The organism is Streptomyces sp. NBC_00631, assembly GCF_045206895.1.
Classification (GTDB): domain Bacteria; phylum Actinomycetota; class Actinomycetes; order Streptomycetales; family Streptomycetaceae; genus Streptomyces.
In genome coordinates this window covers 2,745,989-2,757,977 of the sequence record NZ_CP107734.1, presented here as the reverse complement: position 1 = coordinate 2,757,977, position 11,989 = coordinate 2,745,989, and the positions used below count along the sequence as shown (strand labels likewise).

Genomic DNA, 11,989 nt, shown 5'->3' with positions numbered 1-11,989 from the left:
CGATCAACACTTGATCAAGTCCACCTGATCGGCAGCGGCAGCGCCGTCAGCACCCCTGACACCGCCACGACCACCCCCAGTACCGCCACCTCGGCCCGCGCGGGGACGTACGCGGTCAGTGGGTCGGCCGCCCTGCGCAGCCGGAACCGCGCCCACAGCGCGAGCACGGCGACGGCGGCTACGAGGATCACCTTGGCCAGCAGGGTGCGCCCGTACGCCGTCGTCGTCAGCTGCTCCAGGACCGTGCCCGCGGGCATCCGCCGCAGCGAACTCCACACGCCCGTCGCGGTGATGGCAGCGAGCAGGACCGCCGCCACGCGCGCGTAGAGCCCGAGCAGCGCCGCCCCGGCCTCCCGGCCGCGCCACCGGCGCAGCATGCGCAGCGTGTGCAGCAGCCCGCCCGCCCACAGCGTCGCGCACGTCAGATGCACCAGCGTCAGCGCGGAGCCGAGTAACGGGTAGTGCTCGGGCGCGGGATGCGCGCGCAGCGCCTCCGCGACGGCCACCGCCGCCAGCGGCCACACCTGGGTCGCCGGGCGGCGCGAGCGGGTGCAGAGACCGGCCAGCAGAAAGGCGTTCACCTCGATCAGCGCCAACTTGCCGTCGGGCGACCGGTAGAGACCGCCCACGTCGATGTCGGCGAGAGAGCGCGGCACGAGGTTGCCCGTGGACACGACCGCGGCGAGCCCCAGCGCGGCGACGAAACCGGCGACGGCCGCGAACATCGCCCAGTCGGGCGGCCGTTCGGGCGGCGCGTCCGGCAGCCGGCGGGCCAGCCGGTCCACGAACAGCTCACCGGCGGGCAGGCACAGGGCGGCGAACAGCACCCCGCGCAGCAGGGCGATGCCGCCCACCCCGGGCGCGGCGGCCTCACCGGTGCCCCGCAATGCGACGGACGGCCCGAGCAGCGGCACCAGCGCGGCCACCACCGCCAGCACCAGGAGGGCGACGGCCCGCGAGGTCCCGGGGCGTCTCGCGAGGCCGCCGGCGGCCACCTCGGCGGTCGGTCGTGTCAACGGCCCCCCTGATCTCCACCAGCCATGACAGAAGCGGGCAAGTACAGGAAAACAGCTGACGGCCCGGCATACCACCCATTCATATGTTTTTGGCCACTCTGGCCCGCGCGGTCGCGCGCAACGCGCCCGGTCCGCCCTCGCTTTCGCTCCGGGCGGCTATGTCCACCGGGCCGGATCCGACCCCCAGGGCACCGGCGGCCGCGCCCAGTCGGCCGGGCCGCCCGCGAAGGACACCGGCGGGCGCGCGTACCGCAGCCGCCCCAGCGCGCTGTCCTTCTCTGCGAGCCAGGCGTCCGGCCCCTCGTGCGGCTCGCCGCGCTCCGGCGCGGACTCCGCCTCCGCCTTCTCCTCCGCCATCTCCGTCATGAGCCAGTGCGCGGTCCGCGCCAGAGCCAGCCGTACGAACCTGCTGCCGCCGTCGTACGACTGCTCGGTCAGGGCCCGCAGCACGCCTGCCGCCAGCAGGTATCCGGTGCCGTGGTCCAGCGCCTGCGCGGGCAGCGCGCCCGGCCGGTCCGCCGTGCCCTCGATCTCCGCGATGCCCGTGGCGACCTGCACCAGGCTGTCGAAGCCGCGCCGCCCGCCCCAGGGCCCGTACGCGCCCCATGCCGACACCTGGGCCACGACCACCCCGGGCCGCCGCTCGGCCAGCGCCTCGGGGGAGAGCCCGAACCGGTCCAGGGCGCCCGGCCGGTAGCCGGTGACCACGACGTCCGCCGAGGCCAGCAGCTCCTCGAAGGCCGCCCGGTCCGTCGTCAGGCCGAGCGTCGCCGAGCGCTTCCCGAAGCCGGTGTCGGCGTGCAGGTCGGGGAGTTCGGGCAGCCATGGCGCGTCCAGGCGCAGGACGTCCGCGCCCAGCAGGCCGAGGGTGCGGGTGGCGACCGGGCCGGCCAGGACCCGGGTCAGGTCCAGGACACGCAGGCCGGCGGCGGGCAGCAGGGGAGTGGCGCCGGTGTCGAGCGGCGGGAGCACGCGCGCGTGCGCCGTGCCCGGGTGACCGCGTTCGACCAGGGGGCGTGCGGCCACAGTGACCGCCTGCTCGTGCGCGGCCCACTCCCCGGGCGACCGCAGCGCCACGGCGAGCCCGCCGGCACCGAGGACCGCGTCCTCCACCTCCAGTGCGGGGCGCCCGGCGATCCGGGCCGCGACGTCCTCCGGGGAGGCGTCTCCCGGCAGTCCCAGCCCGCCCAGCAACCGAGCCCTGTGATGCGGGTAGTTGGCGTGAGTGCGCACCCACCCGTCGGCCGCGCGCCAGAACCGGGACAGCGGGGCGAACGGTACGGGCGCCCGCCCGTCGAGCAGCAGGTGCCGCTCACTGGTGAACGCCGCCGCCACGGCCCCGTCGTCCACCCGGACCGCGGGGACCGTGGCCGCCCCGGTCCGCCGTGCTCCCAGCTCGGCGGCGGCCAGCGCGCACACGCCGACGCAGGCGCGGGCGAGCCGGCGTACCGGAAGGTGTGCCGGAAGCGTGCCCGCGCGGGTCACGGTCGTGACCCGCGCGGGCAGCGACGGATCGCCGCCCAGCGCGGACCATGCGTACTTGATTCCAGTCATGACTGCACTATGCATTATTGACTGGATCAATATGTGTGGCCGGGGCTACCTGGTCACCGCTGCCAGCGCGTCGGCCGTGCCCCAGCCGTAGAAGCCGTTGCGGTTCTTGGAGCCCTCGCAGACCGCGTCGATCTTGCCGTCGCCGTTGATGTCGTACGGGTCGGTGCACGGCGTGGCGGTCGCCTCGGCGTACAGCAGGGCCTTCACCATGGCTGCGGAGGCGTGCGGATGGGTTGACTTGATCAATGCCGCGACGCCGACGACATGCGGGGTCGCCATCGACGTACCCGCCATGTAGCCCCACGTGCCGCCCGGCAGCGGGCCCAGGATCAGGCCGCTGGTGGCAGGGGGCGCCGGCGCCTGGTAGGCCGTGGAGTCGCCGCCGGGCGCGGCGATGTCGATGACCCCGAGGCCGTAGTTGGAGAACGACGACTTGAGGCCCTTCGCGCCGGTCGCCGCGACCGTGACGACACCCGGCAGCTGGGTCGGTATGTCGAAGCACTTGTGCGGGTCGATCACCCGGTCGGTCGGTGTGCCGTCGTTCGGCGAGACCGGGTCGGTGATCGAGTGCGAGGCCAGGTCGTAGCTCTCGTTGCCGGCCGCCGCCACATTGACCGTGCCCTTCCGCTCGGCGAACTGCGATGCCCGGGTGATGGCGTCGACGAGAGCCTTCTGGTTCGGGTCGTCGGTGCAGTTGAAGTACCAGGGGTCGGTGTAATAGCTGTTGTTGGTGACGTCGACGTGGTGTTCGGCCGCCCATACGAAGCCGCAGACCACGGCCTCCGTGTAGAAGTACCCGGCGGTGGTGGCGACCTTGATGCCCGCCACCTTGACGCCCGGCGCCACACCGGTGATGCCGATCCCGTTCCTGGCGCCCGCGATCTCGCCCGCCACGTGCGTGCCGTGCGGGCTCTCCGCCGCGGTGGGCCGCCAGGCGCCGTACGTGGTGTCCGGCTTGCCCGAGACGCAGTTGGTGGACGCGGCCGCGTCGAAGTTCGGGGCGATGTCAGGGTGGGTGTCGTCGACGCCCGTGTCGATGACGGCGACGGTGACCTTCGGGCTGCCCAGGGTCTTCTCGTGCGCCTTGTCCGCATTGATGGCGGGCAGGTCCCACTGCAGCGGCTCCAGCGGGTCCTGCCCGTCGGTCGCCCGCGCGTCCGCCTGTGCGACCTGCTCGGAGCTGAGCACCTCCGGTGTGCCCACGTCGGTGGTCGACTGCGCGGGCAGCGGGGCGTTGCGGGTGTTCCCGGCCGAGTCCACGCCGGGCACCTTTCGGATGATCGTGGCGAAGTCCGGGTTCGAGGAGTGGACGACGATCACACCGATCTCGTCGTACGCGATCACCACCGAACCGCCGACCCGCTCGATCGCCCGCTGGACGCGTTCGGAAGTGCCGTGCCCAGGACGGACGTTGACGACGTAGCTGAGGGACGTCGGGTCACTGGCGGCGGCCGCGACCGCGGCCGTGGACACGCCTGTGTCGGCGGCGGACGCCGAGACGGGGGGCAGGAAGACGAGGGCCGTGGCCATGGCCATGCCGAGCGGGAGGGCGAGGACGCGACGGTGGCGCGGCTGGGGCGCGGTCATCTGAGGTCTCCAGTTCGTTCGCGGAACGGGCGTGCCGTGCGGGAAGGTCCTGCTCTTCTGTGGCTGCTTGCTCTTCCGTGGTCACCTCACCGCGCGGAGCGCGTCGACGACACCGGAGCCGTAGAAGCCGTTGACGTGCTTGCCGCCCACGCAGGTGGCGTCGACGACGCCGTCGCCGTCCCCGTCGTACGGGCCGGCCGGGCAGCCCGGGTTGTCCGCCTCCGCCTTCAGCAGGGCCAGCAGGCGGGCCGGGGTGGCATGCGGGTGGGTCGACTTCAGCAGCGCGGCCACGGCGGCCACGTGCGGGGACGCCATCGAGGTGCCCTGGAGGAAGCCGTACTGGCCGTTCGGCAGGGTGGACAGGACGCGGCCGTTCTTCGACGGGGTGTCCGGGATCTGGTACTTGTCGCCGCCCGGACCCGCCACGTCGATGACGCCCTGCCCGTAGCTGGAGTAGTAGGACTTCGTGTCGTCCACGCCGACCGCGCTCACGGTGACCACGCCGGGCAGCTGGGTCGGCACGTCGAAGCATTCGTGCGGATCGACCGTCCGGGTGACGGCGGTCGAGTCGTCCGGGCTGGAGACGTCCGTGAGGGCGTGCGCGTCGAGGTCGTCGTTGGAGTTGCCCGCCGAGGCCACGTTGAGCGTGCCCTTGCGCTGGGCGTACAGCTGCGCCCTGTTGACCGCGTCAACGATGGCACGTTGATCGGGGTCGTCCATGCAGTTGTACAGCCATGGATCAACGTAGTAGCTGTTGTTGGTGATCTCGATGCCGTGGTCGGCGGCGAAGACGAAGGCGCAGACGACGCTCTCCGGGTAGAACAACTGCGTCGAGTCCGGCTGGGCCACCGTGATGCTCGCGACCTTCACGCCCGGTGCCACGCCCGCCACGCCGATCCCGTTGCGGGCGGCGGCTATCTCGCCGGCGACGTGGGTGCCGTGGTAGTGGTCGGCGTCCACCGGCCGCCAGGCGCCGTACGTCGTGTCCGCCTTGCCGCTGACGCAGTTGGCGGACTGCGAGGCGGAGAAGTTCGGGGCGATGTCCGGGTGGGTGTCGTCGACGCCGGTGTCGATGATGCCGACCGTCACCGACCGGCTCCCCGGGTTGATCACGGCGGCCTTGTCGGCGCCGATCGTCCGCAGATCCCACTGGTCCGCTTCCAGAGGCTCCTGGCCCGCCGTCGCCCGCTGCTCGGCCTTCGCGGCCTGGGCCTTCGACAGCACCTGCACGGCACCCTCGTCCGTGGTCCCGGCCGCGCTCAGTGGAGCCGTCCGGGTGGCGCCCGCCGACTGCACCCCGCGCACCGCTCGCAGGGCCGCGCCGAAGTCCGGGTTCGCCGAGTGCGCGACGATCACGCCGATCTTGTCGTACGTCGCGATGATCGTGCCGCCATTGCGGGCGATCGCCCGCCGCACCGACTCGACCGTGCGATGGTCCGTCCTGGTGTTGACGACGTAGGCCAGAGTCGGCCCGTCCGCCGCCTGCGTCGCCCGGGTGGTCGGCGGGGCCGCGGAAGCCGCCGTCGGCAGGAGGCCGAGCGAGGCGGTCAGTGACAGGACGACCGGGACGGCGAGCGCCAGCCCCCGTCTGGAACGCAGATGAGCCATGGGGTCTCCACATCATCCGGAACATCAGCCGAAAACATCGGCCGAAAACGGGACCGCCCAAGACGCGAGTGGCGCTTGGGCAGGTACATGACGGGTGGTGCAGGGCCGAAGCTATCCCCCGCACTCACCGGCCAGCAATGACCGGAGGGGACTTGCGCCCACGACTTCCGAAAGAACTCGGGCGGGTTGAACCTGCCCACGCGTGGCGCCGTGACCTTGAGGAGGGAGCCGCAGCAGGATCGAGGCCCCCCGTCGGAATCACTCGCCGGAGCCGCGCCGTCACCACCGGTGAGTGATCCACATGTCTGTGAGGTCAGAATCCGCATGTCCGTATCGCGAGGAGACTCCGTGGCAACCGAGACACCACCGCCCTCGAACACACAGACCCGGCACCCCTCCGGCGAGGAGTTCGCCGAGGTGCAGCAGAGTCCGGAGTTCGCCGAACTGCGGCACTCCTACCGCTCCTTCGCCTTCCCGCTGACCTTCGCCTTCATCGCCTGGTACCTGCTGTACGTCCTGCTCTCCAACTACGCGGACGACTTCATGGGCACCAAGGTCGTCGGCAACATCAACGTGGCCCTGGTCCTCGGCCTCGCCCAGTTCCTCACCACGTTCCTCATCGCCTGGTGGTACGCCCGGCACGCGGCCGCCAAGCTCGACCCCAAGGCCGAGGCCATCAAGTCCCGGATGGAGGGCGGCGCATGAGCCCCGCGATCACGTTTGCGGCCGGCGAGGCCAGTGACCACCGGACGCTGATCATCACCCTGTTCGCGGTGTTCGTCGCCGCGACCCTCGTCATCACCGTCTGGGCGGGCCGCCAGACCAAGGACGCCGCCGACTTCTACGCGGGCGGCCGCCAGTTCACCGGCTTCCAGAACGGCCTCGCCGTCTCCGGCGACTACATGTCCGCCGCATCCTTCCTCGGCATCGCCGGCGCGATCGCCCTCTTCGGCTACGACGGCTTCCTGTACTCCATCGGCTTCCTGGTCGCCTGGCTCGTCGCCCTGCTCCTGGTCGCCGAGCCGCTGCGCAACTCCGGCCGCTACACCATGGGCGACGTGCTGGCCTACCGCATGCGCCAGCGGCCGGTCCGCACCGCCGCCGGCACCTCCACCATCGTCGTCTCCATCTTCTACCTGCTGGCCCAGATGGCGGGAGCGGGTGTCCTCGTCTCGCTCCTCCTGGGCATCACCAGCGACGGCGGCAAGATCGGCATCGTCGCCCTGGTCGGTGTCCTGATGATCGTCTACGTCACCATCGGCGGCATGAAGGGCACCACCTGGGTCCAGATGGTCAAGGCCGTGCTGCTCATCGCGGGCGCCCTGCTGCTGACCTTCATGGTCCTGGCGAAGTTCAACTTCAACATCTCCGACCTGCTCGGCAAGGCCGCCGACAACAGCGGCAAGGGGTCGGCCTTCCTGGAGCCCGGCCTGAAGTACGGCGCCACCGGCACCAGCAAGCTGGACTTCCTCTCCCTCGGCATCGCCCTGGTCCTCGGCACCGCGGGCCTGCCGCACATCCTGATCCGCTTCTACACCGTGCCCACCGCCAAGGCGGCCCGGAAGTCGGTCCTCTGGGCGATCGGCCTGATCGGCACCTTCTACCTGATGACCCTCGCCCTCGGCTTCGGCGCGGCCGCGCTGATCAAACCGGACGAGATCATCGCGTCCAACAAGTCCGGCAACACGGCGGCGCCCCTCCTCGCCCTCCATCTGGGCGGCGTCGACTCCACCTGGGGCGCGGTCCTACTGGCCACCATCTCGGCGGTGGCCTTCGCGACGATCCTCGCGGTGGTCGCGGGCCTCACCCTGGCGTCCTCGTCGTCCTTCGCGCACGACATCTACGCCAACGTCATCAAGAAGGGCCAGGCCACCGAGAAGCAGGAGATCAACGCGGCCCGGTACGCCACGGTCGGCATCGGCGCGGTCTCCATCCTCCTCGGCGCCCTCGCCCGCGACCTGAACGTCGCCGGCCTGGTCGCCCTCGCCTTCGCGGTCGCCGCCTCCGCCAACCTGCCGACCATCCTCTACAGCCTCTTCTGGAAGCGGTTCACCACCGCCGGGGCTCTCTGGTCGATCTACGGCGGCCTGGTCACCGCGGTCGGCCTGGTGCTGTTCTCGCCGGTGGTGTCCGGCAAGGAGACGTCGATGTTCCCGGGCGTCGACTTCCACTGGTTCCCGCTGGAGAACCCCGGCATCATCTCGATCCCGGTCGGATTCCTCCTCGGCGTCCTGGGCACTCTGCTGTCGAAGGAGGTCCCGGACGCCGCCAAGTACGCGGAGCTGGAGGTGCGGTCGCTGACGGGCACCGGCGCGCACTGAGCTTCGTACGACTGGCCGCGTCGACGGGATCATAGGATCCTACGACGCGGCCGCGTCGTGCCTCGTGGCATCGGGCCTCTCACTATGTCGGTGTCGTCGCGTAGGCTCGCAGGTGACGGTGAATATCTGGTCCGGAACGAGGGAGGGGGCCCGCGTGCTCATCGACACCTATGGCCGGGTGGCCACCGACCTGAGAGTCTCGCTGACCGACCGGTGCAACCTGCGCTGTACCTACTGCATGCCCGAGGAGGGGCTGCAGTGGCTGGCCAAGCCCGACCTGCTCACGGACGACGAGATCGTCCGGCTGATCGACATCGCCGTCCGTCTGCTGGGCGTCGAGGAGGTCCGCTTCACCGGCGGTGAGCCGCTGCTGCGTCCCGGCCTGGTCGGCATCGTGGAGCGGGTGGCGGCCCTGGCCCCCCGCCCCCGGATGTCCCTGACGACCAACGGCATCGGCCTGCGCCGCACCGCGGCGGCCCTCAAGGCGGCCGGCCTCGACCGGGTCAACGTCTCCCTGGACACCCTCCGCCCGGACGTCTTCAAGACCCTCACCCGCCGCGACCGCCACCAGGACGTGCTGGCCGGTCTGGTGGCCGCCCGCGACGCCGGTCTCACCCCGGTCAAGGTCAACACGGTCCTGATGCCCGGCCTGAACGCGGACGAGGCCCCCGATCTCCTCGCCTGGGCAGTGGCCCACGACTACGAGCTGCGCTTCATCGAGCAGATGCCCCTCGACGCCCAGCACGGCTGGAAGCGCGACAGCATGGTGACGGCCGGGGACATCCTGGCCTCGCTCCGCACCCGCTTCGACCTCACCCCCGAGGGCGCGGACGACCGCGGCTCGGCTCCGGCGGAGCGCTGGCTCGTCGACGGCGGCCCGCACCGGGTCGGTGTCATCGCCTCGGTCACCCGCCCGTTCTGCGCGGCCTGCGACCGCACCCGCCTCACGGCCGACGGCCAGATACGGACCTGCCTGTTCGCGCGGGAGGAGACGGATCTGCGCGGTGCGCTCCGCTCCGGCGCGGCGGACGAGGAGATCGCCCGCATCTGGCGGCTGGCGATGTGGGGCAAGAAGGCGGGAGCCGGTCTGGACGACCCGACGTTCGTGCAGCCGGACCGGCCGATGTCGTCGATCGGAGGCTAGAGCCGGCTATTTCTCGGCCGACTGCCACTCCCGCAGCGACACGACGTCCTTGAGGAAGCCCCGGACGCCGAGGAACTGCGAGAGATGCTCCCGGTGCTCCTCACAGGCGAGCCAGGTCTTGCGCCGCTCCGGGGTGTGGATCTTCGGGTTGTTCCACGCCAGCACCCACACCGCGTCCGCGCGACAGCCCTTCGCCGAACAAACAACGTCACTCACTGCTTCGTCTCGCACTGGGTCGTCTCGCACTGGGTCGTCTCACCGAAAAGCCCCGCAAAAAAGGCGACGCCGAGCAGCCACGGGGGGAGCTGCCCGGCGTCGGTCCGTCGCTCCGACGGGGGATGCGGAGCGCGTACGAAGTATGTCATGGGTCACCCTTGGCCCGGCACTGGAACAGCACGATTGATCTGAGCTTTTCTTGAGCTTTGTGGGTGGTCGTCGTCCGGTTACGGCGTATCCCCGATGCTCACACCGACTCCGGCCGCTCGCCGCGCACCCCTGCCGCCGGGTCCGCCGGCACGTCCTCCGGGACGGCTTCCGTGGGGGAGTCCGCCGCCCGCGGCGGCGTGATCATCAGCCGGGTGGGCGCGATGCCGAACGTCGACGGAAGCGACGGCGGCCGTTCCCGTCCCGCGTTGGCGATGACGACCGCGACATAGGGAAGCAACGCGCCCAGCACCAACGCCACGACGGCCACGTACCGTTCGACGTTCCACAGCGCGACCGCGAGGATCACGGACACGGTGCGGACCGTCATCGAGATGACGTACCTCCGCTGCCGGCCGCGCACGTCCTCCGCGAGGCCCGTACGGGCCCCGGTGATCCGGAACACCTGGACGTTGCCGTCGCCGCGCTGCTTCCGCGTCACAATCCACCATCCGCCCGCATCGGACTCTCCCCGGCGCTACCCCGTCCACACCCGCTCGGGGAACCGGGCCGGGACCCTTTCCACGGTACGCCGCGCCTGCGCCGCCTTCGAGACCGGGGCGCCCACCCGCCTGCGTGAACGCCCTGCGCCGTACCCCGTACAGGCGCACCGACATGCGCCGTACGGGGTACGGGCCGAGACTTGGCGTAAAGCTCACGTCGAGCCGGACGAGGAGGCAGCCATGGGCTGGTTGTGGGCGATCATCGTGGGTTTCGTGCTGGGCCTGATCGCGAAGGCGGTCATCCCGGGCAAGCAGCACAGCCCGCTCTGGCTGACGACGATCTTCGGCATGCTGGGCGCGATCGCGGGCAACGCGATCGCGCGAGCGTTCGGCGTGGCGGCGACCCCGGGCATCGACTGGACCCGTCACCTGTTCCAGCTGGTCGCCGCGATCATCATCGTGGCCCTGGGGGACATGGCGTACATGGCGACCCTGGGAAAGCGAAAGCAGCGCATCTGAAGCACCCCGTCAGGGGCGCGGGGAACTGCGCGACCAGCCACAACGAGCCGGCACTCGGCAACGCACCCGCACCCCTAGGCGCTCACGAACCGACGACCTCCACAGCCGCCAGATTCTTCTTCCCGCGCCGGAGCACCAGCCACCGCCCGTGCAGCAGCTCCGCAGGATCCGGAACGGCATCCTCGGCGGTCACCTTCACGTTGTTCACGTAGGCCCCGCCCTCCTTGACGGTCCGCCGGGCGGCGGACTTGGAGGCCACCAGCCCGACCTCGGCGAACAGGTCCACCACCGGACCCAGCTCGGCGACCCGGACATGCGGCACCTCGGACAGTGCCGCGGCCAGCGTCCGGTCGTCCAGCTCCGCGAGCTCGCCCTGCCCGAACAGCGCCTTGGACGCGGCGATCACCGCGGCCGTCTGGTCGGCTCCATGGACGAGCGTCGTCAGCTCCTCGGCCAGCGCCCGCTGCGCGGCCCGCGCCTGCGGCCGCTCCTCGGTCTGCTTCTCCAGCTCCTCAAGCTCCGTCCGGGACCTGAAGGACAGGATCCGCATGTACGTCGAGATGTCCCGGTCGTCCACGTTCAGCCAGAACTGGTAGAACGCGTACGGCGTCGTCATCTCGGCGTCGAGCCAGATGGCGCCGCCCTCGGTCTTGCCGAACTTCGTGCCGTCCGCCTTGGTCATCAGCGGCGTCGCCAGCGCGTGCACCTCGGCGTGCGGCTCCAGACGGTGGATCAGGTCCAGACCCGCGGTGAGGTTGCCCCACTGGTCGCTGCCGCCCTGCTGGAGCGTGCAGCCGTACCGCCGGAACAGCTGGAGGAAGTCCATGCCCTGGAGGATCTGGTAGCTGAACTCCGTGTAGCTGATGCCCTGGTCGGACTCCAGGCGGCGGGCCACGGAGTCCTTGGTCAGCATCTTGTTGACGCGGAAGTGCTTGCCGATGTCCCGCAGGAACTCGATCGCCGACAGGCCCTCGGTCCAGTCGAGGTTGTTGACCATGACGGCCGCGTTCTCGCCTTCGAAGGACAGGAACGGCTCGATCTGGGCGCGCAGCTTGCCGACCCAGCCGGCAACCGTCTCGGGGGCGTTGAGCGTCCGCTCGGCCGTCGGACGCGGGTCCCCGATCAGACCCGTCGCACCGCCCACCAGGGCCAGCGGCCGGTGACCGGCCTGCTGGAGCCGGCGCACGGTGAGCACCTGTACCAGGTGCCCGACGTGCAGGGACGGCGCGGTCGGGTCGAAACCGCAATAGAACGTGACGGGACCGTCCGCGAGCGCCTTGCGCAAAGCGTCCTCGTCAGTGGACAGAGCGAACAGCCCCCGCCACTTCAGCTCGTCGACGATGTCCGTCACGGTTCTCGTATCTCCTTGGTGAT

At 70.9% G+C, this 11,989-nt stretch carries 11 protein-coding genes; 4 read left to right on the top strand and 7 right to left on the bottom strand.

All coding sequences use genetic code 11. The features are described from left to right. Positions 1-14 precede the first annotated feature (14 nt). From OHB00_RS12630 to OHB00_RS12615, 4 genes are all read right to left on the bottom strand, one after another. Positions 15-1,016 carry a CopD family protein gene (locus OHB00_RS12630; protein ID WP_406434272.1) on the bottom strand — a complete coding sequence of 334 codons (1,002 nt, stop codon included), beginning with the start codon at positions 1,014-1,016 and terminating at the stop codon, positions 15-17. Between the two features lie 156 nt (positions 1,017-1,172). Beyond that, positions 1,173-2,570 (bottom strand): CoA transferase, encoded by a 1,398-nt coding sequence (locus tag OHB00_RS12625; protein WP_406434270.1) that lies wholly within the window; start codon positions 2,568-2,570, stop codon positions 1,173-1,175. A 45-nt stretch (positions 2,571-2,615) separates the two neighbouring features. Next, positions 2,616-4,157: a S8 family peptidase gene (locus OHB00_RS12620; protein WP_406434268.1), complete on the bottom strand. Its 1,542-nt coding sequence runs from the start codon at positions 4,155-4,157 to the stop codon at positions 2,616-2,618. 81 nt (positions 4,158-4,238) lie between these two features. Continuing rightward, entirely contained in the window at positions 4,239-5,765 is a 1,527-nt protein-coding gene (locus tag OHB00_RS12615) for a S8 family peptidase (protein ID WP_406434266.1), read from the bottom strand. Between the two features lie 348 nt (positions 5,766-6,113). On the opposite strand from OHB00_RS12615, the gene OHB00_RS12610 reads away from it, so the two are divergent. The 3 genes from OHB00_RS12610 (at position 6,114) to moaA (ending at position 9,230) form a co-directional block, all read left to right on the top strand. Then, complete coding sequence (locus OHB00_RS12610) at positions 6,114-6,470, top strand: DUF485 domain-containing protein (protein ID WP_406434264.1); 357 nt, start codon at positions 6,114-6,116, stop codon at positions 6,468-6,470. Next, positions 6,467-8,086 (top strand): cation acetate symporter, encoded by a 1,620-nt coding sequence (locus tag OHB00_RS12605; protein WP_406434262.1) that lies wholly within the window; start codon positions 6,467-6,469, stop codon positions 8,084-8,086. Before OHB00_RS12610 ends, OHB00_RS12605 begins: the two co-directional genes overlap by 4 nt. Positions 8,087-8,240: 154 nt before the next feature. Beyond that, complete coding sequence (moaA, locus tag OHB00_RS12600) at positions 8,241-9,230, top strand: GTP 3',8-cyclase MoaA (RefSeq protein WP_406434260.1); 990 nt, start codon at positions 8,241-8,243, stop codon at positions 9,228-9,230. A 6-nt stretch (positions 9,231-9,236) separates the two neighbouring features. Here moaA and OHB00_RS12595 read toward each other — a convergent pair whose 3' ends face one another. Then, on the bottom strand, positions 9,237-9,446 hold the full coding sequence (locus OHB00_RS12595; RefSeq protein WP_406434258.1) for a hypothetical protein: 210 nt from the start codon (positions 9,444-9,446) through the stop codon (positions 9,237-9,239). Positions 9,447-9,693: 247 nt separating this feature from the next. Further along, positions 9,694-10,095 (bottom strand): DUF3099 domain-containing protein, encoded by a 402-nt coding sequence (locus OHB00_RS12590; RefSeq protein ID WP_406434256.1) that lies wholly within the window; start codon positions 10,093-10,095, stop codon positions 9,694-9,696. Positions 10,096-10,336: 241 nt separating this feature from the next. On the opposite strand from OHB00_RS12590, the gene OHB00_RS12585 reads away from it, so the two are divergent. Beyond that, entirely contained in the window at positions 10,337-10,615 is a 279-nt protein-coding gene (locus OHB00_RS12585) for a GlsB/YeaQ/YmgE family stress response membrane protein (protein WP_406434254.1), read from the top strand. Positions 10,616-10,697: 82 nt separating this feature from the next. Here the strand turns inward: OHB00_RS12585 and tyrS are convergent, their stop codons facing one another. Next, positions 10,698-11,966: a tyrosine--tRNA ligase gene (gene tyrS, locus OHB00_RS12580; protein WP_406434252.1), complete on the bottom strand. Its 1,269-nt coding sequence runs from the start codon at positions 11,964-11,966 to the stop codon at positions 10,698-10,700. Positions 11,967-11,989: the final 23 nt, after the last annotated feature.

Coding starts and splice junctions, on each gene's coding strand:
- OHB00_RS12615 (WP_406434266.1), bottom strand. CDS start 5,765: ATGGCTCATCTGCGTTCCAGACGGGGGCTGGCGCTCGCCGTCCCGGTC.
- OHB00_RS12625 (WP_406434270.1), bottom strand. CDS start 2,570: ATGACTGGAATCAAGTACGCATGGTCCGCGCTGGGCGGCGATCCGTCG.
- OHB00_RS12620 (WP_406434268.1), bottom strand. CDS start 4,157: ATGACCGCGCCCCAGCCGCGCCACCGTCGCGTCCTCGCCCTCCCGCTC.
- OHB00_RS12585 (WP_406434254.1), top strand. CDS start 10,337: ATGGGCTGGTTGTGGGCGATCATCGTGGGTTTCGTGCTGGGCCTGATC.
- OHB00_RS12605 (WP_406434262.1), top strand. CDS start 6,467: ATGAGCCCCGCGATCACGTTTGCGGCCGGCGAGGCCAGTGACCACCGG.